This window comes from Streptomyces sp. 3MP-14, assembly GCF_006334905.2.
Classification (GTDB): domain Bacteria; phylum Actinomycetota; class Actinomycetes; order Streptomycetales; family Streptomycetaceae; genus Streptomyces; species Streptomyces triticirhizae.
This window is the reverse complement of record NZ_VDLZ02000008.1, coordinates 137,950-160,786: the sequence shown is the minus strand read 5'-3', so window position 1 is coordinate 160,786 and position 22,837 is coordinate 137,950. Positions and strand designations below refer to the sequence as shown.

Annotated in this window: 20 protein-coding genes; 7 read left to right on the top strand and 13 right to left on the bottom strand. The window is 74.3% G+C overall.

Features of this window, described 5'->3' with window-relative positions; all coding sequences use genetic code 11:
* Positions 1-139: 139 nt before the first annotated feature.
* Complete coding sequence (locus FH609_RS15380; protein WP_139667818.1) at positions 140-1,249, bottom strand: helix-turn-helix domain-containing protein; 1,110 nt, start codon at positions 1,247-1,249, stop codon at positions 140-142.
* A 376-nt stretch (positions 1,250-1,625) separates the two neighbouring features.
* On the opposite strand from FH609_RS15380, the gene sigJ reads away from it, so the two are divergent.
* Positions 1,626-2,594, top strand: coding sequence for an RNA polymerase sigma factor SigJ (gene sigJ, locus FH609_RS15375; RefSeq protein WP_226961689.1), 969 nt, complete (start codon positions 1,626-1,628; stop codon positions 2,592-2,594).
* Here the strand turns inward: sigJ and FH609_RS15370 are convergent.
* Positions 2,569-3,108 carry a hypothetical protein gene (locus FH609_RS15370; RefSeq protein ID WP_139667814.1) on the bottom strand — a complete coding sequence of 180 codons (540 nt, stop codon included), beginning with the start codon at positions 3,106-3,108 and terminating at the stop codon, positions 2,569-2,571. The two genes, sigJ and FH609_RS15370, sit on opposite strands and share 26 nt — an antisense overlap.
* Before the next feature lie 188 nt (positions 3,109-3,296).
* Here FH609_RS15370 and FH609_RS15365 point away from each other — a divergent pair, with 188 nt between their 5' ends.
* On the top strand, positions 3,297-5,066 hold the full coding sequence (locus tag FH609_RS15365) for a GAF domain-containing protein (RefSeq protein WP_139667812.1): 1,770 nt from the start codon (positions 3,297-3,299) through the stop codon (positions 5,064-5,066).
* A 15-nt stretch (positions 5,067-5,081) separates the two neighbouring features.
* Here the strand turns inward: FH609_RS15365 and FH609_RS15360 are convergent, their stop codons facing one another.
* The 6 genes from FH609_RS15360 to FH609_RS15335 form a co-directional block, all read right to left on the bottom strand.
* Positions 5,082-6,080: a 2-hydroxyacid dehydrogenase gene (locus FH609_RS15360; protein ID WP_139668070.1), complete on the bottom strand. Its 999-nt coding sequence runs from the start codon at positions 6,078-6,080 to the stop codon at positions 5,082-5,084.
* A 141-nt stretch (positions 6,081-6,221) separates the two neighbouring features.
* Positions 6,222-7,205, bottom strand: coding sequence for an Acg family FMN-binding oxidoreductase (locus FH609_RS15355; protein WP_139667810.1), 984 nt, complete (start codon positions 7,203-7,205; stop codon positions 6,222-6,224).
* Between the two features lie 154 nt (positions 7,206-7,359).
* A complete protein-coding gene (locus FH609_RS15350) occupies positions 7,360-8,226 on the bottom strand; it encodes a carbohydrate ABC transporter permease (RefSeq protein WP_139667808.1) in 867 nt (288 codons plus the stop codon).
* On the bottom strand, positions 8,223-9,197 hold the full coding sequence (locus FH609_RS15345) for a carbohydrate ABC transporter permease (RefSeq protein ID WP_139667806.1): 975 nt from the start codon (positions 9,195-9,197) through the stop codon (positions 8,223-8,225). Before FH609_RS15345 ends, FH609_RS15350 begins: the two co-directional genes overlap by 4 nt.
* Positions 9,197-10,618: an extracellular solute-binding protein gene (locus FH609_RS15340; protein ID WP_139667804.1), complete on the bottom strand. Its 1,422-nt coding sequence runs from the start codon at positions 10,616-10,618 to the stop codon at positions 9,197-9,199. Before FH609_RS15340 ends, FH609_RS15345 begins: the two co-directional genes overlap by 1 nt.
* A 165-nt stretch (positions 10,619-10,783) precedes the next feature.
* Entirely contained in the window at positions 10,784-12,823 is a 2,040-nt protein-coding gene (locus FH609_RS15335) for a glycoside hydrolase family 127 protein (RefSeq protein ID WP_139667802.1), read from the bottom strand.
* A gap of 390 nt (positions 12,824-13,213) precedes the next feature.
* Between FH609_RS15335 and FH609_RS15330 the strand changes: the two genes are divergently transcribed.
* Together FH609_RS15330 and FH609_RS15325 are read left to right on the top strand one after the other, a co-directional pair.
* On the top strand, positions 13,214-14,347 hold the full coding sequence (locus tag FH609_RS15330) for a LacI family DNA-binding transcriptional regulator (protein ID WP_139667800.1): 1,134 nt from the start codon (positions 13,214-13,216) through the stop codon (positions 14,345-14,347).
* 52 nt (positions 14,348-14,399) lie between these two features.
* On the top strand, positions 14,400-15,032 hold the full coding sequence (locus FH609_RS15325) for a YesL family protein (RefSeq protein ID WP_193317908.1): 633 nt from the start codon (positions 14,400-14,402) through the stop codon (positions 15,030-15,032).
* Positions 15,033-15,080: 48 nt separating this feature from the next.
* Here the strand turns inward: FH609_RS15325 and FH609_RS15320 are convergent, their stop codons facing one another.
* Complete coding sequence (locus FH609_RS15320) at positions 15,081-15,428, bottom strand: putative quinol monooxygenase (RefSeq protein WP_139667796.1); 348 nt, start codon at positions 15,426-15,428, stop codon at positions 15,081-15,083.
* 54 nt (positions 15,429-15,482) lie between these two features.
* On the opposite strand from FH609_RS15320, the gene FH609_RS15315 reads away from it, so the two are divergent.
* Together FH609_RS15315 and FH609_RS15310 are read left to right on the top strand one after the other, a co-directional pair.
* Positions 15,483-15,872 carry a MerR family transcriptional regulator gene (locus FH609_RS15315; protein WP_139667794.1) on the top strand — a complete coding sequence of 130 codons (390 nt, stop codon included), beginning with the start codon at positions 15,483-15,485 and terminating at the stop codon, positions 15,870-15,872.
* 150 nt (positions 15,873-16,022) lie between these two features.
* Positions 16,023-16,628, top strand: a complete 606-nt coding sequence (locus tag FH609_RS15310) for a 3'-5' exonuclease (protein ID WP_139667792.1) — start codon at positions 16,023-16,025, stop codon at positions 16,626-16,628.
* A gap of 87 nt (positions 16,629-16,715) precedes the next feature.
* Here the strand turns inward: FH609_RS15310 and FH609_RS15305 are convergent, their stop codons facing one another.
* Complete coding sequence (locus FH609_RS15305) at positions 16,716-17,396, bottom strand: response regulator (protein ID WP_139667790.1); 681 nt, start codon at positions 17,394-17,396, stop codon at positions 16,716-16,718.
* Between the two features lie 328 nt (positions 17,397-17,724).
* Here FH609_RS15305 and FH609_RS15300 point away from each other — a divergent pair, with 328 nt between their 5' ends.
* The gene (locus FH609_RS15300) at positions 17,725-18,330 is read left to right on the top strand and encodes a hypothetical protein (RefSeq protein WP_226961688.1); all 606 of its coding nucleotides are present in this window, start codon (positions 17,725-17,727) and stop codon (positions 18,328-18,330) included.
* 149 nt (positions 18,331-18,479) lie between these two features.
* Here the strand turns inward: FH609_RS15300 and FH609_RS15295 are convergent, their stop codons facing one another.
* The 3 genes from FH609_RS15295 to FH609_RS15285 form a co-directional block, all read right to left on the bottom strand.
* Positions 18,480-19,331: a GntR family transcriptional regulator gene (locus FH609_RS15295; protein WP_139667788.1), complete on the bottom strand. Its 852-nt coding sequence runs from the start codon at positions 19,329-19,331 to the stop codon at positions 18,480-18,482.
* 193 nt (positions 19,332-19,524) lie between these two features.
* A complete protein-coding gene (locus tag FH609_RS15290; protein WP_139667786.1) occupies positions 19,525-20,979 on the bottom strand; it encodes a cellulose binding domain-containing protein in 1,455 nt (484 codons plus the stop codon).
* 62 nt (positions 20,980-21,041) lie between these two features.
* Positions 21,042-22,601, bottom strand: a complete 1,560-nt coding sequence (locus tag FH609_RS15285; RefSeq protein WP_405378958.1) for a beta-N-acetylhexosaminidase — start codon at positions 22,599-22,601, stop codon at positions 21,042-21,044.
* Positions 22,602-22,837: the final 236 nt, after the last annotated feature.

Genomic DNA, 22,837 nt, shown 5'->3' with positions numbered 1-22,837 from the left:
AATGTCGGAAGCGGCTACAGAAGCCCGTTGTGTTTGGCCCAGTCGAGGAACCGCCCTCTGGCGCAGGGGTACCGCGCACCGGATTCGAGGAGCGCGTCGACCGGGGCGGCGGCTTCGTCCACAGCGGTGGAAGCCCTGCTCACGGGAGGGGGTCCTCCAGCCCTCGGGTGGGAAGCTCGTCCTGTGTCAGCGCACCGTAGAGCAGCTGGATGGTACGGGGCGCCGTGATGGCGCCGACCTCCCACGCTCTCAGCACCGCCTTGCGCCACAGTCTGCCCGTCGCGCCGAGGTCAAGGTCGGGGACCGGCTGCTCCCCCATGGTCGCGAGGAAGTCACCACGCGTGGGCACGCGCGCCTTCTCCCGTTGGGCCTCGGCGGGGCCGATCAGGTCCAGGTGACGGGCACGGTTGATCACGGCACTCCAGGACAGGCGGTACGTCGCCGCGAGTTCCAGCAGAACGAGCCGCGACGACCGCCCGTTGCCCACCTGTTGCCAGCCGATCAGCACATCTTCGGAAGGAAGCAGGAAGTTCTCCGCGAACCGGTCGATGAGTCGCTCACGCTCATCCCGACCCGCCGCCACCCCGGCGTCGCTGTGATAGGCGTCCTGAAGCAGATGGTGGCCCAGCTCGTGGGCGGCCGTCCAACGGCGGCGCCCCGGCATGGCCCGATGGCTGATGACGGCGACGCCATACCCGTCCTCCAGCAGCGAAGCGCCCTCGGCCGGCTCATCGACCACGGTCAGAAAGAGTCCGAATCGCTCGACCACATCCGCCATCGGCCCCAGTGGGCCGGACGGGACGCCCAACACGGCACGGGCCCTGCCGGCGAGGTCGCCCGGGTCAACGGCGCCCTCCGCACCGGAACGCCGAAGGAGGCCGTCGAGCGCGGGCGGCACGAGAAACCCCTCGTCCACCAGCCAACGCGCGTTGCGCGCGTGCTCCTCAAGCCTGGCGTCGAGGCGGTACCGGGTCCGCGACGCCTCGTCCGACACCTCCTCCAGGGCGGTTCTGCGCGACACCAGGGATGCGGGCGGCCTGGACAGGAAGTGCCCTATCGGCACCCCCAACGCCTCGCCGAGCCGGGACAGCTCCAGGGCGGAGACCCGACGCTCTCCCGCCTCCACCCGGACGACAGCCGTGCGGTCCAGTCCCACCCGTGCGGCCAGTTCCCCCTGGCTCAGCCCGGCGGCCAGACGCGCCTCGGCGATCCGCTCGCCCACCTCACCCCAGCCCTGCACGGCATCCATGTGTGTGATTTTTGCACACCTCTCTCGGATCGGCAGCCGGAGCAACACGGTCGGTACCGCCGTAGTGGATGTCGGGAACGGTGACCGCGATGGCCGGGGCCTACCGCACGGGGGTCCGCCGGCGCTCGAACCGTTCCAGGGATGCCAGGTGGCGGGCGCAGGTGCGGCGGGTGAGCGGGTGGTGGGGAGAGCGCCGGGCAGCTTCGCGCACGCTCGTTCCCCCTCCCCCCGTAGCCGGTCCCGGTCCGGTGGCCGGGCCGGTCAACCACCGTGTCGTCCCGCCAGGTTCGGGCCCGATGTCACAGACGGCCGCCGATTTCTGTCGTGAGGAGCGAGAGCGCCGGAAGGGCCGGGGCGGTGGGAGGGGTACGCGGTCGTGGAGTCGTCGAGTGGGGCCGAGTTCCGGCCGTTGTTGTTCTCCATTGCCTACGGGATGACCGGTTCTGTCGGGGACTCCGAGGACATCGTGCAGGACGCCCTGTTGGGGCTGACGCGGGCCCGGCGGCGGGGGACGGTGGTCGAGGAGCCGAAGGCGTATCTCGCGCGGGCGGTCACGCGGTTGAGCATCAACCATCTGCGGTCGGCGCGGGTGCGGCGAGAGACCTATGTGGGGGCGTGGCTGCCGGAGCCGGTGGTGGCACCGGCGGCGTCGGGGGCGGGGGCGCAGCCGGGCCCCGCGGAGCACGCGGAGTTGTCGGACGCGCTGTCGATGGCCTTTCTGGTGCTGCTGGAGGCGCTGTCGCCGGTTGAACGGGCGGTGTTCATGCTGCGGGAGGTCTTCGGCTACGGGTACCCGCGGGTGGCGGAGGTGGTCGGGCGGAGCGAGGTCAACTGCCGCCAGATCTTCGCCCGGGCGCGGCGGCGGGTCGCCGCCGGGTCCGCGCCGGCCCGTGCGGGGGGCGGGCCGGCGCGGCGGGCGGAGGGGGACGAGTTGGCCCGCAGGTTCTTCGAGGCCACCGCCGGCGGTGATCTGACCGAGTTGCTGGGCCTGTTGGCGCCGGATGTGGTGGTGCTGGGCGACGGCGGCGGTAAGGGGCTCGCCGTGGCCAAGCCGTTGGTCGGGCGGAAGCCGGGCGCGCGGCTGTTGGTCAACGGGTACCGCTGGCTGCGGTCGGCGGGGGTGGAGCTGGTGCCGACCCGGGTCAACGGGGCGCCGGGCGCGGTGCTCTATGACAGGGAGGGGCGCATCGTCAGCGTGACCGAGCTGGAGATCGCCGACGGGATGGTGTGGGCCATTCGTTCGGTGGCGAATCCGGACAAGCTCAGTCATCTGGGGCCGGTTTCGGACATCGCGCGGCGGCGGCGGCGCCCGGCGCTCTTCAGGGAGGCGGTGCCGGGCGACTGAGCGGAGCCGGTGGCCGGGCGGCCAGCCGGCGCGCCTCGGCGAGGGCGGCGGCGTCGAGGGCGTCGGTGGGTTCCTCGAAGTCCTCGGCGTAGCCGTAGTCGGCGGCGAGGTGGACCAGCCGCCGGTCCAGGGCCGGGTCGTGGACGGCGAGGTCCTGGGCGCGGGAGACGAACGCGGCCGGGGCCAGTTCGCCGCGCACGGTCATCGCGGCCAGGGCGGCGAGCGCGGCGGCCCCGGTCGCCGGGCCGGGTTCCGGCCGGTCCAGGCCGAGCTGGGCCGCGACCTCGGGGATGAGGAGGGGCACCTCATAGGGCGCGTCCCGTCGGGCGACGCCGGCCAACTCCCGTAGCGCGGGAGCGTCCACGCCGGCGAGCAGGGCGGTGCAGGCGGCGTCCACCAGGTCCTCGGAGGACAGCTGGCCGACGCCCCAGAGCGCCATCCGGTCGGCGAGGAAGCGCAACGGGGGTTCGGGCGGGGGCGGCGCGGGCGGGGGCGGCGCGGGCTGGGCGGTCATGGGCCCATCGTGGTGGAACGGGGCTTGTCCGGCCAGCCGTTAGGCCCGGAACACGTCCCGGGCCCCCTGACGGCCGGGGGTGCGTCCCGTACGCGCGTTCCGTATCGGGTCGGGTGGGGGCGTGGCCGCAGGTCGCGGGGGCGGGTAGGCTCGCGGGCCGGTTCCGGTGGCGGGGGTGGAAGGGAATCATGGTGGCGGACACGGGGAACGGGGAGGCCCAGCGCCTGCCGGGCCTGCGGCTCGACGAGTTGCTGGAGGAGCTTCAGCTCCGCATCGACGCGATGCGCGGCACCAGGGATCGGGTGCACGGCCTGCTGGAGGCGGTGCTCGCGGTCGGGAGAGAGCTGGATCTGCCGCAGGTGCTGCGGCGGGTGGTGGAGGCGGCGACGGTGCTGGTCGACGCCGAGTACGGGGCGTTGGGCGTGATCGGCCCCGACGAGCGGCTGAGCGCGTTCCTGACCGTGGGCGTGGACGCCGAACGGATCGCCGCCATCGGCCCGTTGCCGTCCGGGCACGGCATCCTGGGCGAGCTGATCCGGCACCCGGAGCCGCTGCGGCTGCCCGACCTGGCGGCGCACCCCGCCTCGCACGGCTTCCCGCCGAACCATCCGCCGATGCGCTCGTTCCTCGGGGTGCCGATCCGGGTGCGGGACGAGGTCTTCGGGAACCTCTATCTGACCGAGAAGCGCGGCGGGCAGGACTTCGACGCCGAGGACGAGTCGGTGCTGGCGACGTTGGCGGTCGCGGCCGGGGTCGCGATCGAGAACGCGCGGCTGTACGAGGAGTCGCGGAATCGGCAGCGGTGGCTGGAGGCGAACGCGGAGGTGGTGCGCAGCCTGCTGTCCGGCGCGGAGGAGCGCGAGGTCCTGGAACTGCTGGTGGCGCACGCCCGGCGGATTCTGGACGCCGATCTGGGGGTGTTGTGTGTGCCGGCGCCCGAGGAGGAGGCGGGGGTGCGGATCAGTGTCGCGGACGGGCCGCGCGCCGCCGAGGCGCGGCGCGCGGCCGGGCGGGGGTTGGCGGCGGCGGTGGGCCGGGCCATGGCGGAGGGCGGGCCGGTCGTCGAGGCGGACCTCGACGGCGGGGAGGGAACGGGCGGCGGGGTCGGGGCCGACGGGGACGGCGGCGGGGAGGACGGAACGGGTGCGGCGGCGGGCGTGGCCGGATTGGGGCCGGCGCTCGCGGTGCCGATGCGCACCGGTGAACACGCCTGGGGCGCGCTGCTGTTGGCGCGCGCCCAGGGGCGCGCGAAGTTCGGGGCGGGCGAGACGGAGCCGCTGCTGGCGTTCGCCGGGCAGGCGGCCCTGGCCATGGAGCTGGCCGAACGGCGGCGGTCCGCCGAGCAGGTGGCGCTCCTTGAGGACCGCGACCGGATCGCCCGCGACCTGCACGACCTGGCGATCCAGCGGCTCTTCGCCACGGGGATGACGCTCCAGAGCGCGGTGCGGTTCGTGGCGCATCCGCAGGCCGAGGAGCGGCTGTTGCGCGCGGTGGACGACCTCGACGAGACGATCCGGATCATCCGTTCCACGATCTTCGGGCTGCGGGCACACGAGGCGGGCCCCGGCGCGCGGGGCCTGCGGGCCCGGCTGACGCGGACCGTGGAGGAGACCGTGCCCTCGTTGGGGTTCCGGCCATCGCTGCGGATGGAGGGCCTGGTCGACACGGATGTGCCGGGCGAGGTGGCCGAGCACGCGGTGCCGGTGCTGCGGGAGGCGCTGTCCAACGTGGCCCGGCACGCGCGGGCCGGCGCGGTCGAGGTCGCGGTGGTGGTGCGGGACCGGGCGTTGACCCTGACGGTGGCGGACAACGGCGTGGGACTGAGCGAGTCGGGCCACCGCAGCGGGCTGCGCAACCTCGCTGAACGGGCCGAGCGGCTGGGGGGCGCGCTGACCGTGGAACGCCGGGAGACGGGCGGCACCCGGCTGCGCTGGCGGGTGCCGCTGCCCGTGGGGTGAGGCGCGGGGACCGGCTCAACGGGCGGGCGCCACCAGGGTGTTGTCGCCGGTGCGGCCGGCGAGGTAGTCGGCGACGTTGCCGGCCGTGGTGGCGACGATCTCGCCGACCGCGTCCCGGGTGAAGTACGCCTGGTGCGAGCTGACCAGCACGTTGCGGAAGCTCATCAGCCGGGCCAGCACGTCGTCGGTCATCACGTCCAGCGAGTGGTCGAAGAAGAAGATCCCGGCCTCCTCCTCGTAGACGTCGAGGCCCACCCCGTCGAGCCGGCCGGCGCGCAGCGTCTCCACCAGGGCCTGGGCGTCGATCAGGCCGCCCCGGCTGGTGTTGACCAGGATCGCGTCGTCCTTCATCCGGGCCAGCGCGGCGCGGTCCACCACGTGGTGGGTCTCGGGCAGCAGCGGCAGGTGCAGGCTGATCAGGTCGGACTCCGCGAAGACCCGTTCCGGCGGCGCGTACTCCATGCCCAGCCGCTCGCACTCCGGGTTGGGCGCGATGTCGTAGCCGAGCAGCCGCATCCCGAAACCGGCGGCGATCCGGGCGAACGCCTCGCCGATCCGGCCGGTGCCCAGCACGCCGGCGGTGCGGCCGTGCAGGTCGCGGCCCATCAGCCCGTTGAGCCGGAAGTCGAACTCGCGGGTGCGGGTGACGGCCCGCACCACCCGGCGGTTGACGGCCAGGGCGAGCGCCCAGGCGAACTCGGCGACCGAGTGCGGCGAGTAGCCGGAGACCCGGGCGACGCCCATGCCCAGCGCGCGGGCGGCGTCGAGGTCGATGTTGTTGTAGCCGGTGGAACGTTGGGTGATCATGCGGGTGCCGCCATCGGCGAGGCGGCGCAGCACCTCGGCGTCGAGGACGTCGTTGACGCCGGTGCAGATCACCTCGTGGCCGGCGGCGGTCGATGCGGTGTCGCGGTCCAGCACCAGCTCCAGGCAGCGCAGCCGGTGCGGGGCGGGGAACGCGGCCGTGAGCAGCGGGCGTTCGTCGGCGGTCACGCCATAGGCGACGATCTCCACGGCGGCGGGCGGCCGGGCATCGGGCTGCCGGGCGGCGGGCTGCCGGGCGGCGGGCGACTGGGCCTCGGGGGGCGCCGGTTCGCTGCGGTCGTTCATGGTGGTCTCCGTCGGGTGTCGGGGCTTTCCGGCTGTCGGGCGCGGTCAGGACTGGCGTTCCACAACCTGCCAGGCCGAGCGGCGCGGGCTGGGGACGCCGGCCGGGCCGTAGCCGATTCGGACCACCAGCTGAACGAAGCCGGCGGCGTCGGACGCGGCCGGGTCGACCAGCGCGGCCCGCAGGTCCGGCCACTCCAGCGCCTGGTGGAGCGGCGCGAGCCGCAGCGCCCGGGCGGTGGCGGTCAGCCACGCCCGCTCCAACGCCTGCCCGGCGCGCAGCCAGTCCACGCGGCGGTCGTGCCGGGTGGTGAGCAGCGCGATCAGCGGGCGCTCCTCGAACGCGGCGCTGGGGCGCGGCTGTCGGGCGTCCGGCCCTGCGAAGTCCCGGGTCGGGACCCGGCCGTTGGCGTCGCCGGGGCCGAGCGCTTCGGGCGGCACGCCGTCGCCCGTTCCCCGGCGGACCCAGGAGGTGGTCTCGGCGCGGCGCGCCCGGTCGCGGGCGTCGCGGCGTTCGGCCTCTGCGGTCAGCCGCAGCACCCGGGCGGTGCCGACGGCGTCCGGCACCACGAGGGTGGCGCCCTCCGCCTCGGCGGCGCGGGCGAGTTCTGCGACCCTGGGCGCGGCGGGGCGGCGGGTGAACGGCAGCCGGCTGGTGTGGCGGCGCCAGAGCGCGGCGTGCAGGTCGGGGTCGGGCTGCGCGGGCCCGTCGCGGCCGGCGCTCAGCGCGATCGTCGCCATCGCGCGGGGCTCGCGCGGCTCGGGCAGCAGGGTGACGTCGGCGCGCCAGCCGAGGTGGGCGGCGGCGGTCCGCACGTTGAACAGGGCGGCGCCGACGGAGAGATGGAGCGCGCGGCCGAGCGGGTCGATGTGCGGCAGGCCCCGCTCGGGCGCGGCCCTCAGGTGCAGCGTGGCGGTTGCCGGGTCGAGCCGGAACCGCCAGGGCTGCGAGTTGTGCAGGGAGGGCGCGGCCGAGGCCGCCTCGACCAGGGTGGTGAGGGTGGCGGCGGTCAGGGCGTGGGTGGTGACCATGGCGGTTCTCCTCGGTGCCGGTTGGTTCTCAGCTCTCACCTCCGAGCCTGGCCCGCGTCCCGGGCGCCCGGCAGGGGCCGTTGGTCCCGACCGGCTGGGCCGCACGGACCCGAGGTGCGGCGCCCACGCCGGCCGGTCAACCCACGCCGGCCGGTCAGCCCTTGAGGCCGGTCAGCGTGATGCCCTCCAGGATGTGCCGCTGGGCGAAGAAGAACAGCAGGATGATCGGCGCGATCACGACCGTGGAGGCCGCCATCAGATAGCCCCACTGCGCGGTGTAGGAGCCCTGGAAGCCGGCCAGGCCGAGGGCCAGGGTGAAGCGGTCGGTGTCGGCGAGGTAGATCAGCGGGTTGAGGAAGTCGTTCCAGACCGCGATGAACGTGAAGATGCCGACCACGATCAGCACCGGCTTCGACAGCGGCAGCACGATCCGCCAGAAGACCGTGAACGGGCTGGCGCCGTCGACATAGGCGGCGTCGTCCAACTCCCTGGGGATGCCGAGGAAGAACTGCCGCATCAGGAAGATCGCGCCCATCTGTCCCGCGCCGAACCAGGCCGGCAGGGTCAGCGGCACCCAGGTCCCGACCAGGCCCAGGTGCTGCCAGCCGACGAAGGTCGGCACCAGGGTCACCGCGTACGGCAGCATCAACGAGCTGAGCAGCACCGCGAAGACGACGTTGCGGCCGCGCCAGCGCAGCCGGGCGAAGGTGAACGCGGAGAGCGCGCCGACCAGCAGCACGCCGGGCACCACCACGGCCTCGATGGCGAGCGTGTTGAGGAAGTAGCGGCCGAAGGGGCGGGCGGTGAGCGCGTCGGAGAAGTTGTGCCAGGCGAACGGCGCCGGCACCCACTCCGGGGGCGCGACAAAGATCTGCCCGTCCTCCATCAGCGCGCTGCGCACCAGCCACAGGAAGGGGAAGAGCGTGACCAGGGCGCCGGCGGAGAGCGCGAGGTAGAGCACGGCGCGCGCCGGCCTGAGGCGCGGCCGCCGGATGGTCCTGAGGCCTGTCGTCGTGGTCATCGGCCGTCCCCCGTCTCGTAGTAGACCCAGCGCCTGGCCGAGCGGAACACCAGGGCGGTCACGGCGACCATCACCACGAACAGCACCCAGGCCAGCGCGGAGGCGTAGCCGAGGCGGCCCTCGGTGAACGCGGTGCGGTAGAGATAGAAGTTGTAGAAGAGGGTCGCGTTGTCCGGGCCGCCCTGGGTCATCACATAGGCCTCGTTGAACACCTGGAACGTCGCGATCAGCCCCATCACCAGGTTGTAGAAGATGGTCGGCGTCATCATCGGCAACGTGACGTAGCGGAACTGCGCCCAGGGGCCGCCGCCGTCCATCTCGATCGCCTCGTAGAGGTGGCGCGGCACGCCCTGGAGGCCGGCGAGGAAGATGACGGCGGCGTTGCCGAAGCCCCACGCGGCCATGATCGCCAGCGAGGGCAGGGCGGTGTCGGCGTCGTAGATCCACTGCGACGTGGGCAGCCCGGCGCCGCGCAGCAGCTGGTTGAGCAGGCCGAACTCCGGGTTGTAGACCCAGGTCCACAGCACCGCGCTGGCCACGCTCGGCACCAGCACCGGCAGGTAGTAGAGGACCCGGAACAGGCCGCGCCCGCGCACGTCGCGGTTGAGGAGCATCGCCACGCCGAAGCCGACGGCCAGGGTGAGGGGCACGGCCATCAGCGTGTAGGAGAGGGTGACCCGCAGGGAGGTGCCGAAGAGGGCGTCGTCGCCGAACATCTGGCGGTAGTTGTCGAGGCCGACCCAGTTGACCTCGCCGCCGATGGTCCAGTCGGTGAGGCTGATCACGAACGAGGCCAGCATCGGCCCGATGGTGAACACCAGGAAGCCCAGCACCACGGGCAGCGCGAGCAGCACGCCCCAGCGCTGTTCCATGCGCGCCAGCCCGCCGGTGGGACGCCCGGGGCGACCGGGACGACCGGCGCGGCGCGGGCGGTGCGGGCGGTGCGGGCGCGGCGTCGAGACGGTGCTCATCAGACCTCCCGCACATCGGGGTAGACGCCGGTGAGGTAGGAGTCGACGCGGGCGGCGACGCCCCGCAGGTGGCGGGCGATGGCCTCCCGGCCGCGCACCTCGCCGAGCCAGATCGGGTCGAGGCCCGGGGTGAGCCGGGAGTTGACCAGCCCGCCCTCCCGCACCCGGTAGACCGGCTCCTGCACCGCGTGGTGCAGCAGCGGTTCGACGAAGCTGTCGACGAAGCCGGCCGGGTGGATCTCGGTGTCGCACCAACTCGCCAGCAGCCGTGGGTCGGTGTAGTAGGAACGGCGCAGCGGCATCCACAGGCCGTCCGCGTAGAGGGCGCAGCGTTCCGGGTCGGCCATCTCCAGATAGAACTCGACGGCCTGCTCCGGGTGGAGACTCCGGTTGAAGACGCAGGTGGCGCCCGAGGTGACGCAGGTCAGGGCCTCGTCCTGGAAGCGGGGCATGACGCCGACGCCGTAGGGGAAGTCGGCGGCGGCCAGGTCGAGCAGGTGCCAGTATCCGTCCAGGCCCATCGCGATCTTGCCGGAGCGCATCATCAGGGCGAGACCGTTGTTGAACGTGGCCAGTTGGGTGGGGCTGGGCGCGACGCGGTGCTCGTGGATGAGGTCGGCGACCGCGCTGATGACCTCGACGGCCGCGTCGGAGTCGATAACGCAGCGGGTGCCGTCCTCGTTGAACGCGTCGGCGCCGTTGGAGCGCAGCAGCGCGTAGAGCGCGGGCGAGAACCACCAGGCGGGTGCCATCAGGCCGTACTGCTCGACGCGTTCGGCGTCGAAGCCGCGCTCCGAGGGGCGGCGGCCCTCGATGTCGTAGGTGAGGCGTTCGGCGGTGGCCACCAGCTCGTCCCAGGTCCAGGCGTCCTCGGTGCGGGTGGGCGGCAGGGGCGCGCCGGCCGTCTCGAACAGGTCGGCGTTGTACCAGGTCACCATCGTCTCGATGGCGGTCTGGAAGACGGCGCCCCGGTCGTCCCAGTAGTGGATGGTCTGCGGCAGGAAGTCGTCCAGCGCCTCGAAACGGTCGCGGTAGTCGAGGAAGTTGACCAGGTAGCCGCCCTCGCCCAGGCGCATCGCCATGTCCTGGGGCGCGTAGGCGATGTCCGGCTCCTGGCGGGCGGCGACCAGGGTGTGCATCTTGGTCGCGTAGCCGTTGTAGCTGACCAGTTCGGTGTCGATGGCCAGCCGGTCGGGGCGCTCGGAGTAGCGGCGGCTCACCTCGTTGACGCTCGCCTCCTCCTGGGTGCTGCCCCAAAACATGAAGCTCAGCCGGTCATCACGGCTCGCCTGCACGAAGCCGCAGGAGGCCAGGGGCGCGGCGAGCGCCGCCGCGCCCAGGCCGCGCAGCAGGGCGCGGCGGCCGGGGCCGGCCCGGCCGGGCGGGGGGTGGGTCGGGTTGCGGAGGGGTGGGAGCGGCACCACGGTGTACCTCGCTCACGGTCGGTCTCGTCGGGTGGTCGGGGGCGGTGCGGGAACGTCGGGGGGTGCGGGGTCGGTTGGGGGGTGCGGGAACGTCGGGGCGTGCGGGGCCGGTTGGGGCGGCGCCGGCCCCGGTTCGGCCGGGGCCGGCGGCGCGGGCACGGTCTAGGCGTCGGCGGGCAGCCAGACGCGCATCGCCGAGACCTCCCGGTTGGCCCAGGCGTGGTAGGGGATGGCGGTGAGCGTCACCGGCTCGCCCCCGGGCGCGGTCGGCGCCTCGTCGAGGGAGCGGTAGGGCCACCAGGGGGCGGCGTTGCCCGGCTCGGGCCGGGGGCGGGGGCGCGCGGTGAGGGTGAGGCCGGTGACGCCGCCGGGCAGGTCGTCGCGCTCGGAGTCGCCGATGCCGGCGGCGGTGTCCACCACCAGGTCGTCCAGGCCGAGGCCGGCCGGGAGCCTCGGCTGGTCGATCGCCTCCACGCAGTAGACCAGCGGCCCGCGTTCGACGGCCACGCAGCCGCGCGCCGCGTCGACCCTGGGGTCGGCCCGGGTGAAGCGGGGCGCGAGGTCGAGGGTCAGCTCGACGGTGTCGCCGGCCGCCCAGGTCCTGGTCAGCCGCAGCCAGCCGTCCCGGTGCTCGAACGAACCGGCCGGCGCCGGCGCCCCGTTGACGGCCAGCCGCCAGCCGGTGGCCGACCAGTGGGGCACGCGCAGCGCCAGGGTCCACGCGGCGGCGCCGGTCTCCTCGACGGTCAGCGCGATCCGCCCGTCCCACGGGTAGTCGGTGGTCACCCGCAGCGCGGCCCGGGCGCCGGCCACGGGGGCGGCGAGGGTGCCGGCGGCGTACTGGTGGACGTGGAGGGTGCCGCCGTCGGCCGAGGTGGCGGCGAGGTATCCGGGCAGGGAGGCGAGCAGCCGCATGATGTTGGGCGGGCAGCAGGCGCAGGAGAACCAGGGCGTGCGGTGCGGGCGGGCGCCCTCCTGGTCGGCGTGGCCGTCCCTGACGTGCAGCGGGTTGTCGTAGAGGTAGGTGTCGCCCCGGAGCGAGACGCCGCAGAGCACCGCGTTGTAGAGGGTGCGCTCGGCCAGGTCGGAGTAGCGGGCCTCGCCGGTGAGCAGCGCCATCCGCCAGCCGAACTGGACGGCGGCGATGGCGGCGCAGGTCTCCGCGTAGGCGCGCTCGTTGGGCAGCTCGTAGGGGTGGCCGAAGCCCTCGTCGGAGTGGTGGGCGCCGAGGCCGCCGGTGAGGTAGCTCTGCCGGGCGGCCATGTCCTGCCACAACCGCTCGGCGGCGGCGCGGAGTTCGGGTTCGCCGGTCTCGGTGGCCAGGTCGGCGACGCCGGCCAGCAGGTAGAGCTGCCGCACGGAGTGGCCGGTGACGGCGGGGGCCTCGCGGACGGGCAGATGGTCCTGGCAGTAGCCGGCGCGGCCGGGGCCCTTGGTGGAACGGGACGGGAAGACGCCGCCGTAGCGGCCGACGAAGTAGCCGGCCAGCTCGGTGTAGCGGGCGTCGCCGGTCTCGCGGGCGAGTTCGACGAGGGCGGTCTCGATCTCGGGGTGGCCGTCCACGCTGTCCACCGGCCTGCCCGAGCCCTCGGGTCCGAAGGTCTCGACCAGGTGGTCGGCGAACCGCACGGCGACGTCAAGGAGTTCGCGTCCGCCGGTGGCTCGATGGTGGGCGACGGCGGCCTGGATGAGGTGGCCGGCGGTGTACAGCTCGTGGCCCCAGCGCAGCTCGGTGAAGTGCTCGGTCTCTGGCTTGGCGACCTGGTAGTAGGAGTTGAGATAGCCCGATGGCTGCTGGGCGGCCGCCAGCAGGCCGGCGATCTCCCGGACGCGCTCGGCGAGTTCGGCGGCCTGCTCGGGGTCGGTGGTCGGGTCGCCCAGCTGCCAGCCGGCGGCCTCCAGCCACTTGTGGACGTCGGTGTCCATGAACGGCACGCCGCCCTCGTAGCCACTGGTCTCGCCGTCGGCGGCGCGGCGCAGGTTGCGGAGGTTGCCGGCCTCGGTCAGCCGGTCGGGGCCCTGGGCGATGCTCACCCGGGCGTTGACGTCGCGCCGTTCGGCCCAGAACCCGGCCGTGATGGTGGCGTTGACCGTGGGCGACTGGGCGGTGTGGGCCTCGGCGGTAGGCCGGACGGGCGTGGGGGTCGCGGGGGTCGTGGGGGTCGCGGGGGTCGTGGGCGGGGTGGACGGGCGGGCGGGCATCTGCGGCTCCGGCGGGAGGGTGCGGGCGATGGGACGGCGGTGCGGTGGGACGGCGGTGCGGTGGGTTGCGGTGGGGGTGCGTGGGGTGCGGTGGGGGTGCGGGTCGAGCGGGGGGTCGGAGATGCGCAACGCGCGGTGGGGCCACGGGAGTTGTCGCGCGGCGGTCGGGCATGTGCCGGGAAGGCAACGTTCAGGAAACCCATTGCCTGGGCCGGGACTCTAGGAGCGCCACCGGGGCGAGTCAACGGTTGTGCACGTGATCGATCAAAGCCACGCACGCCCATGGCCAGTGTGGAAACGCCGTGGCATCATGGCCCGGCGCGCCCTGGTCACCGGGGGATCAACGGCGGGGGCAGCGTGAGGAAAGGCATTTCACGCGAAGGGAGTCGCATGTCGGAGACGCCGCGTCGGAGCGAGGAACGACGCGCCGCGACACTCAGCGATGTGGCGGCCCTGGCCGGGGTCTCCCCCGGCACCGCGTCCAAGGCGCTCAACGGGCGGGGGAACCTGCGCCCCGAGACCAGGGAGCGGGTGACCGAGGCGGCCAGGAAGCTGGGCTTCCACCCCAACGAGGCGGCCCGCAGCCTGCTCTCCGGCCGCACCTACACCGTCGGGCTGATCACCACCGACAGCGTGGGCCGGTTCAGCCTGCCGGTGCTGCTGGGGGCCGAGGACGCCCTGGGGGCCGGCCGGATCTCGGTGTTCCTCTGCGACACCAGGGGCGACGCCATCCGCGAACAGCACTATGTGAGCACCCTGTTGTCCCGCCGCATCGACGGGCTGATCGTCGCCGGGCGGCGCACCGACGCCCGCCCGCCGCTGGCGTTGCCCGCCCCGGTGCCGGTGGTCTACGCGTTCGGCCCCTCGACCGACGCGGGCGACGCCTCGGTGGCGCCCGACGACGCGGGCGGGGCGCGGCTGGCGATCGAGCATCTGCTGGCCACGGGCCGGCGACGGATCGCCCACATCACGGGTCCTGTGCACCACGCGGCGGCGACCGTGCGGGCCGAGCACGCGGCGCGGGCGCTGGCCGAGGCGGGGCTCGAACCGGCCGGCGGGCGGGCGCTGTTCGGCGAGTGGTCGGAGGCGTGGGGGCGGCAGGGCGTGCACGCCGCGCTGCGCGCCGACCCGGAGGTGGACGCGGTCTTCTGCGGCAGCGACCAGATCGCGCGGGGCGCGGCGGACGCGCTGCGGGAGTCGGGGTACCGGGTGCCGGAGGACATCGCGCTGGCCGGCTACGACAACTGGGAGGTCATGGCGGCGGCGACCCGCCCGCCGCTGACCACCGTGGACATGAACCTGACCGAGGTGGGGCGCACGGCCGCGCTACGGCTGATGGAGGCGATCGACGGACGCCCGTCGCGCGGCGTGGAGTTCGTGCCCAGCCGCCTGGTGGTGCGCGAGTCGACGGGGACCAGCCCGACGACGCCGACGACGCCGACGACGCCGACCGGGGGCGATGTCCCGTCGGCGTCGTCGGGCGGGGGCACCGCCGGTGGGAGGCGGTCGACCGACCGAACGTGAACCCGAACGCGGCGGGCGGTCGCGAGGGCCACCGCCGCCCCGAGGAGGCGCCATGCACCAGGAGAACCCGTTCGTCCGAGGGCTGACCCGGCTGGCCGACCTGGTCGTCGTGGGGCTGCTGTGGACGGTGGCCGCGCTGCCGCTGGTGACGCTGCCGGCGGCCACGACCGGGCTGTGCGCGGTCGCGGACGGCTGGGCCGTCGGCGGGTCGCCGCCGGTGTGGCGGACGTTTGTCGAGGGGTTCCGCCGGCGGTTCGCCCGGGGGCTCGCGGTGGGCGGGGTGTTGGGCCTGGGGGCGGTGTTGGTGGCGACGGACGTCGCGTTCGGGCTGCGTGCCGAGGGCGCGCCGCTTCGGGGCGCGGTGCTGACCTGCGGGGTGGCGCTCGCGGCGGCGGTGGCGCTGGCGGGGGCGTTCGCGTTCCCGCTGCTGGCGTTGACGACGGACGCGGCGCTGCCGCTGCTGCGCAACGCCACGCTTCTGGCCTGCGCCAACCCGCTGGGCGCGCTGGGGGTCTGGGCGACGGTGGCGGCGGGCGCCGGGGCGAGCCTGGCGGTGCCGCCGCTGCTGCCGCTGGCGGCGGCGGCCGGCGCGGTGGCCGCCGCCCGGCTGACCCGGCTGGCCCTGGCCCGCCTTCCGGCGGGGGCGACGGCGCCGGCGGGGGCGCGGGCTCCGGCGGCTGGGTGACCGGTCGGGCGCCGTGCCGGGGCGCCGTGGTCATCCGCCCGCGCGCCGTCAACCGCGCGCGGGCGCCGGGACGTCGGGGTGCGGGCTGATCATGGTGTCCAGATACGCCTCGGGGGGCGCGACCAGATAGTCGAGCAGGTGGTCGAGGAAGTCTCGCAGCGGCGGGTACGCGTTGTGGGCGTCCAGGTCGGCCCGGGAGCGCCAGACCTCGTAGAGGAAGAAGCGGCCGTCGGGCTGTTCGTGTAGGTGGTACTCGATGTTGCCCTCCTCGGCCCGGGTCGGGGCGACCAGGGAGGAGAGCAACTCCCGTACGTCGTCCCGGCGTTCGGGACGCGGGGTGAGGAAGCCGTAGAGGGCGAGGGGGGTGGGGCGCTGGGCGCCGTCCTTGGTGGTCATGGCGCCAACCTAGAATGTGACATCCATGAGAGATTCAACCCACCGAGGAGTGATGTGGGTCACAACGAAGGCTCCGGCTTCCTCCGCATCGGCGCGCTGGCCCGCCGCACCGGGGTCTCGGTGCGGCTGTTGCGCTACTACGAGGAACAGGGCCTGCTCATCTCCACCCGAACCGCCGGCGGCCACCGCCTCTACGTGCCCGAAGCGCCGGCCACGGTGGCCCGGGTCCGCGCGCTGTTGAACGCGGGGCTCCCGACGCGCGCGATCCGGGAGTTGACCCCCTGCTTCGTGGGCGAAGGGCCCGAGGTCGCGCCCTGCGTCTGGGACCTGCTGCGGGAACACCGCGACGAACTCGACGCCCGCATGAACGCACTCGCCGAGGCCCGCGCCGCGCTGGACGCCCTCCTCACCTCCTCGGCACGCGCCGCGACGGCGGCCGCCTGAGCGGGGCGCGCGCTTGCCCACGGTCGGGCGCTCGGCGTCCCGGCCGGCCGGTGGCCGGCGCCGCCGCGACGGGCGGCTAGCATCGGCGTTCCGAAAGGCCCCGGTTGTCCGTTCGTGCGGGTGGTGCGCGGACGGTGAAGGAGATCCGTGATGTCGTCCCCCGTCTCGTCCCTGGTCGCCCTGGACCTGGAGTTCACCACCTGGGAGGGCGCGGTCGAGGGCGACTGGTCGGGGCCCGGCCAGCTGCGGGAGATCGTGCAGATCGGCGCCGTGCGGCTGGGCGAGGACCTGTCCGTGCGGGAGGAGTTCGAGGTCCTGGTGCGGCCGGTGGCCAACCCGCGCCTGTCCCCCTACTTCTGCGCGTTGACGGGCATCCGCCAGGAGGACGTGGACCGCGACGGGCTGCCGCCGGCCCAGGCCCTGGGCGACCTCTTCGCGTTCTGCGCCGGGGGCGTGGCGTTGTCGTACGGCAACGACATGATGGTCCTGGGGGAGAACGTCGGCTGGGCGCGGGCGCGGGGCGAGGTGCCGCGGCACGGGTTTCTGGATGCCGCGTTCCTGAACATCAGGCCCTGGCTGAACGCCCTCGCACCGGAGACCGCCGCCACCAACTCGGGCGGGCTGTGGAAGGCGCTGGGCCTGGCCCGCCCCTCGGACGGCGCCGAGCACTCGGCGCTCTTCGACGCCCACTCGCTGGCCGCCGCCCTCCGGCACCTCGTCGAGCGGGGGCACCCGCTGCCGGCGGGCTGCCGCTGACCGGCTCCGCCGTCCGGGACGTCCGGCAGCGCGCACCCGTCAACGGCCACGGCCTCGTGCGGGTCAACGGCCACGGCCGCATGGGGGTCAACGGGCGCCGCCGCCCGCCTCCTTGGCGAGGATCGCGGCCTGGACGCGGCGCTCCACGCCGAGCTTGCCGAGCAGCCGCGAGATGTGGTTCTTCACGGTCTTCTCGGAGAGATAGAGCCGCGCGCCGATCTGCCGGTTGGTGAGCCCCTCGCCGATCAGCTCCAGCACCTCGCGCTCGCGGGCGGTCAGCGTCGCCAGGGCCTCCTCCTGCGGCGAGGCGGCCGGGGCCGACTCGGTGCGGAGGCTGGTCATCAGGCGGGCCGTGGTCGCCGGGTCGAGCATGGACTGCCCGGAGGCGACGGTCCGCACGGCGGCGATCAGGTCGGAGCCCTTGATCTGCTTGAGGACATAGCCGGCGGCGCCCGCCATGATGGCGTCGAGCAGCGCGTCGTCGTCGTCGAAGGACGTCAGCATCAGGCAGACCAACTCCGGCAGCCGGGAACGGAGTTCGCGGCAGACGGAGATCCCGTCGCCGTCGCTGAGCCGCACGTCGAGGATCGCCACGTCGGGCCGCAGCGCGGGCCCCCTGGCCAGCGCCTCGGCGGCGCTGGACGCCTCGCCGACGACCGTCATGTCCGGCTCGGCGTCCAGCAGGTCGTGCACCCCGCGCCGCACCACCTCGTGGTCGTCCAGCAGGAAGACCCTGATCGGCCCCGCGCCGTCCCGTTCCGCAGCCATGCCCGCGCTCCCGTGTTCCCTCGGGGCACCCCGCCGGTGCCCCCCGTCCAGGGTGGACCAGCGCGCGCGGAACCGCATGGGCCGAACGGCCCCCGTTCCCCTGCGGTCCCGGCGTCCCGTTCCCCGGCGGCCCGGTGCCGCACGGCACGTCGGCACGCCGGGGCCCGCCGGCACCGGGCCCAACAGCCCCGCCGAAAGGGTCCGTTCGGCCCCATTGGCGGGCCCCGCGCGGCCCATCCGGCGGGGGCGGGCCGCGAGGAGAGTGGAACTCGCCAGGAGGAACCCGACCGGGACCTCCGGCGCCAACTCCCAGGAAGGGAAAGGGACCATGACTCTCCAGGACACCCCGCAGACCCAGGGCGGACTCTCTCGGCTGCTGGCCTCGGGGAGGGACGCCACCGCGCCGGCCCAGGCCGACACCCCGGCCACCCGGTTCCTCGCGGTGCTGAGGATCGCCACCGGGTTCGTCTTCCTGTGGGCCTTCCTCGACAAGACCTTCGGCCTCGGGTACGCCACCCCCTCGGAGAACGCCTGGATCGACGGCGGCTCGCCGACCCGGGGCTTCCTCAGCAACGTCTCGGTCGGGCCGCTGGAGTCCACCTTCCAGTCCTGGGCCGGGGACGCCTGGGCCGACTGGCTGTTCATGCTGGGCCTGTTGGGGATCGGCGCGGCGGTGATGGCGGGCGTCGGGCTGCGGCTGGCGGCGGTCGCGGGCTCGCTGATGATGGCCCTGATGTGGGCCGCCGAGTGGCCCCTGGCGCAGCACCTGTCGGACGGCTCGCCCAGCATGTCGAGCAACCCGTTCCTGGACTACCACGTGGTCTACGCGCTGGTGCTGGTCGCCCTGGCGCTCTTCCGGGCCGGCGACACCTGGGGCCTGGCCCCGCTGTGGGCCCGGCTGCCGGTGGTGCGCACCAGCGCCTGGCTCCGCTGACCGCCGACCGCACCTCGTCACCCGCGCATCCCACAACGCAGGCGCCCCGCCCGAACTCCCGGGCGGGGCGCCGTCGTTGGCACCTGGCGGCGAAGGGATGCGGCCGGATGCGGGCGGCGTCACGGGCCCGCGCGCCGCCCGCCCGGGGGTCAGTCGGCGCGGTGGATGTCGCCGGTGGTGGCGGAGACGACCGGGCGGGCGGGCGTCGCCTCGGCCGGCGGGATGCCGGGATGGTGGCCCCCGGCGGCGGATGGCGCGGCGGCGGACGGCGCGCCGTCGAGGAGGGAGAGGCGGGAGACGATGCGGTAGCGGTCGCCCCGGTAGAGGGAGTGGCAGTACTCGACGGTGCGGCCTGCGGTGTCGGTGGTGACCCGCCCGAAGAGCAACGCCGGGGAGAACGGCGGCACATCGAGCAGTTCGGCCTCGGCCTCGCTGACCACGGTGGGTTCGATGGACTGACTGGCCTGGCTGACCTGGACCGCGTGCCGGTCGCGGAGATGGTCGTAGAGGTCGCCGGCGGCCAGATCGTCCTCGGTCAGGTCGGGCACCAGATCGACCGGCAGGTGAAGGTACTCGATCGCCATCGGAACGGTTTCCACCAGGCGGAGCCGGGCGACGGCGAAGACGCGTTCGGCGGGGGACATCCGCAGCTTGCGGCCGACGCGGACGCCGGCCGCCTGCACGGCGAAGTGCAGCAGCCGGCTGGTCCAGGCGCCGGAGGCGGGCGGGACGGCGAGCGAGTCGCCGGCGCCGGGCACGAGTTCCTGGGTGATCTTCCCTGGCGCGATGAACATGCCCCGGCCGTGTTCCCTGACCAGTTGGCCGGTGGCCACCAGCTCGTCCACGGCGGCGCGCAGCGTGGGGCGGGAGACCTCCAGGCGGGCGCAGAGGGAGCGTTCGGAGGGGATCGCGTCGCCCGGGCGGCGTTCCTCGATGAGTTCGAGCAGGTGCTCGCGGACCCGGTCCCGCTTGAGCGCCGCTCCGTGTGACGGCCTGGTCATGCCCTCTCCCCCGACCTCGACTGCTGTCGCCGTTGCTGTGCGTGCCGTTGACCAGCATATGACCAGTTGGGTTCGGCCGGCTCCGGGCGGGTGCCAGGGGTCGGCCGAACGGTCGGGGAGGAACGGGAACGGGAACGGGAACGGTCGGACGTCGGTCCGGAACGATCAGTCGGAGGCGGTCAGTCGGGGCCGGTCACCGGGCGGCGACGGTGTCGGTGAACGCGACGCCCTCGTCGCGCAGCGCCGTCACCCGCTCCGTCACCTGCCCCGGCGTGAGCGCGGTGTCGGCCGCGAAGTAGACGTAGTCCACCTGCTGGTCGTAGGCGCGCGGGGTGGTGTCGGGCTGGCCGAGCAGGTCGATGAACCACTGGTTGAAGTTGATCGACATGGGCCGCTCCGGCAGGTACGGCTCGCCGTGCACGCCGAAGAGCCGGCCGTCGACGTAGTAGCGGATGCTGGTCTCGTCGATGGTAAAGACCAGGTCGTGCCAGCCGGCGAAGCTGGTCCGCTCCTCGGTGTGGGTGTTGACCGCCTCCCAGGGGTCGGGTCGGTAGGTCTCCCAGGAGGTGGCGTAGAGGATGTTGGCCGGCTCGCCCCAGCCGCCGTTGGGCAGGTACTCGAAGTCGTACTCCGCGTAGTCCGGGTCCATCGGGGCCCGGAGGTCGTTGATGGAGAAGAAGGTCTGCACGATCCGGTCGCCGTCCGGGCCGGAGCGTGGCGCGTCGGAGAAGTTGACCCGGGCGGCATAGGTGCCCTGTTCGAACTTGACCGCCGAGGTGAACAGTTCGGACTGTTCGGTGCCGCCAGCTGTTCCGTCGGTGCCCGACTCCAGATTGAGCACGGTGCCGCCCTCGGCCTCGGGGAAGGTGATGTTCTCCGCCGGCCAGCTGGCGCCCGGCACGCCGGGGCCGCCGCTGTTGGTGCGGACCACCCAGCCGTGCTGGGCGAGCGCCGGGTCGTTGTGCGCGGTGTAGCTGAAGTCGTCGAAGAGTTCCTCCGACGGCGGCTCGCCCGGTTCACCCGGCTCGCCCGGCTCGCCCGGCTCGCCGGGGTCGTTGCCCTCGGGCGCGGTGCCCCAGACCAGGGCGCCGTCGCGTTGGACGGTGATCCGGTCCCAGGGGCCGTACGCGGACTGGGTGGCGCCGAAGGAGTAGTCGTCGGCCTGGTTGATGGTCTGCCAGTCCGCGCGGTGCAGGCGCAGTTGCAGGTCGCCGGTGTCGGCGCCGGGCGCCAGGGTGCCGGCGCCGGAGCGGAAGCCGACCTCCAGGTAGCGGTCGGCGTCCTCGGTGGGCGCGGTCAACAGGCCGAAGGTGCCGGTGACGTTGGCGCAGCCCAGCACGGCCCAGGAGCAGCCGAAGCGGTAGTCGGTGCCGGGCGACTCGGCCCTGAAGTAGTAGCGGATGGTCAACTCGTCGAGCGGCACGGCCTGGTCGCCGCTGTTGACCAGTTTGAGCCAGGGCTCGATCTGGTCGGCGGTGGCGGAGGTGTTGCCGCTGCGGTAGTGGACGGCGACGGCCGTCTCGTCGGCGGCCGGCGCGGGTTCGGCGGCCTGGGATGTGCCGGCGGCGCCGAGGCCGGCGAGCAGGGCCAGACCGGTGAGGAGCGCGGCGAGCCGCCGCCCTCCCGGGGTGCGGTGTCGATGACGCATCGGGTGCTCTCTCCTTGTTGGGGTGGGGGTGGTGCGGGGAACGGAGGGGGCGCGTGGGGTGGTCAGGTGAGCGGGGCGTTGTCCTGGTGCGCCGGCGGGCGGCGCGGCGCGCGGTGGTGCACGCCGAGCGCGTCGAGGCGCGCGCCGTGTCGGACGAGCCGGGTGGTCAACGAGCGGGCGCCGTGCGCCGGGGCGGCGCCCGCCGGGCTCCAGGCCGCCTCGGCGAGGGCGGCGAGCCGGGGGAAGGCGAGGTACTCGACGTCGGCCGGGGTGGGCGCGAACTCCGTCCACAGCTGGGCCTGGGTGCCGAGCACCGCGTCGGCGTGCGGCGCTTCGGCGGGCGCGGGGTCCCAGCCGGCGATGGCCTCCAGCGGCACCACACCGTCCTGGCCCATCGGTTCGCGGGGGTCGGCGGAGCGCGGGTAGTCGAGGTAGGTGCGGTCCCAGGGGGTGGCGACCACCCGGTGGCCGCGCGCCGCCGCGCGCGCCGTCTGCGCCCCGGAGCGCCAGGCCATGGTGACCGCCTCGGGCGGCAGGGCGCCGTCCTCGCCCTCGTCCCAACTGACCGGCGTGCGGCCGTGGTCCAGCAGGAACCTCGCCATGTCGCGCAGGAACCAGCCGCGCAGCGCGGCCGGGCCCGGCAGGCCCTCGGCGCGGACCCGGGCGAGCGCGGCGGGGCTGGTCTCCCACTCGGTGGTGGGGCACTCGTCGCCGCCGATGTGCACGTGTTCGGCGGGGAAGACGTCCATCACCTCGGCGAGCACGTCGCGGCACACGTCGAGGGCGGCGTCGTGCGGGCCAAGCACGTTCGGGCACACGCCCCACTCGGTCCACACCGGCAGCCGGCGGCCCGGGTCGTTGCCCAGGTGGGGGTAGGCGGCGAGCAACGCGCGGGTGTGTCCCGGGAGTTCGATCTCGGGGACGACGGTGACGCCGCGCTCGGCGGCGTAGGCGACCAGCTCGGTCAGCTCGCGGCGGGTGTAGTGGCCACCGTGCGGGACGCCGTCGAACCGGCCGCTGCCGGCCCGGCCGACCATCGACTCGGCACGCCAGCCGCCGACCTCGGTGAGCGCGGGGTGGGCGGGCACCGGCATCCGCCAGCCCTGGTCGTCGGTCAGGTGCAGATGGAGCACGTTCAGCTTGTGCAGGGCGAGCAGGTCGACGAACCGGCGCACGAAGGCGACGGGCTGGAAGTGCCGGGCGACGTCGAGCAGCGCGCCGCGCCAGGAAAAGCGGGGACGGTCGGTGATCTCGACGCGGGGCAGGCGCCAGGCGATCCCGCGCGCCGGGCGTGCGCCGAGCGCGGCCGGGGGCAGCAACTGGCGCAGGGTCTGGACGCCGTGGCGCAGCCCGGCGGCGGTGGCGGCGCGCAGCAGCACGGCCTCGCTTCCGACGGTCAGGCCGTAGCCCTCGGGGCCGAGTCCGGCCAGGGCGGGGTCGATGACCAGGGAGATCCGGCCGTCGGCGCTGGCGGGCAGCGGCAGTCCGGTGGCCGGGGCGAGGGTGGCGCGCAGCAGGTCGGCGACGGGTTCGGTGCCGGGGGTCAGGCGCAGCGCGGTGTCCGGGGTGAGCGTGAAGTGTCCGGTGCGTTCCAGGAGTTGACGGGGCAGCGGGATGAGCACGGATGCCTCCGGGGAGCGGGCCGGCCCGGCGTCTGGCTTCCGGGAGCGGCCCTCTGGTTTTCCAACTGGTAATGGAAAGCCTTGCACTGGTAAGGAAAGTGGCAGCCCCGGGGGCGGGGTGTCAAGGGCCGGGGTCGGGCCCGCGTTCCCGGTTCGCCGGCGGTTCCTCCCGGGCGCCGTGCTCACGGGCGGTGGCCGTGCGAGGCGGCAAGCGTGCCGGGAGCGGGGTGAGTTGG

Bases quoted from the DNA above. Each gene is read 5' to 3' on its own strand.
- FH609_RS15350 (WP_139667808.1), bottom strand. From the start codon at position 8,226: ATGACCACGACGACAGGCCTCAGGACCATCCGGCGGCCGCGCCTCAGG.
- FH609_RS15290 (WP_139667786.1), bottom strand. From the start codon at position 20,979: ATGCGTCATCGACACCGCACCCCGGGAGGGCGGCGGCTCGCCGCGCTC.
- FH609_RS15305 (WP_139667790.1), bottom strand. From the start codon at position 17,396: ATGGCTGCGGAACGGGACGGCGCGGGGCCGATCAGGGTCTTCCTGCTG.
- FH609_RS15320 (WP_139667796.1), bottom strand. From the start codon at position 15,428: ATGACCACCAAGGACGGCGCCCAGCGCCCCACCCCCCTCGCCCTCTAC.
- FH609_RS15370 (WP_139667814.1), bottom strand. From the start codon at position 3,108: ATGACCGCCCAGCCCGCGCCGCCCCCGCCCGCGCCGCCCCCGCCCGAA.
- FH609_RS15335 (WP_139667802.1), bottom strand. From the start codon at position 12,823: ATGCCCGCCCGCCCGTCCACCCCGCCCACGACCCCCGCGACCCCCACG.
- FH609_RS15330 (WP_139667800.1), top strand. From the start codon at position 13,214: ATGTCGGAGACGCCGCGTCGGAGCGAGGAACGACGCGCCGCGACACTC.
- FH609_RS15345 (WP_139667806.1), bottom strand. From the start codon at position 9,197: ATGAGCACCGTCTCGACGCCGCGCCCGCACCGCCCGCACCGCCCGCGC.
- FH609_RS15300 (WP_226961688.1), top strand. From the start codon at position 17,725: ATGACTCTCCAGGACACCCCGCAGACCCAGGGCGGACTCTCTCGGCTG.
- FH609_RS15295 (WP_139667788.1), bottom strand. From the start codon at position 19,331: ATGACCAGGCCGTCACACGGAGCGGCGCTCAAGCGGGACCGGGTCCGC.
- FH609_RS15355 (WP_139667810.1), bottom strand. From the start codon at position 7,205: ATGGTCACCACCCACGCCCTGACCGCCGCCACCCTCACCACCCTGGTC.
- FH609_RS15380 (WP_139667818.1), bottom strand. From the start codon at position 1,249: ATGGATGCCGTGCAGGGCTGGGGTGAGGTGGGCGAGCGGATCGCCGAG.
- FH609_RS15310 (WP_139667792.1), top strand. From the start codon at position 16,023: ATGTCGTCCCCCGTCTCGTCCCTGGTCGCCCTGGACCTGGAGTTCACC.
- FH609_RS15365 (WP_139667812.1), top strand. From the start codon at position 3,297: ATGGTGGCGGACACGGGGAACGGGGAGGCCCAGCGCCTGCCGGGCCTG.
- FH609_RS15325 (WP_193317908.1), top strand. From the start codon at position 14,400: ATGCACCAGGAGAACCCGTTCGTCCGAGGGCTGACCCGGCTGGCCGAC.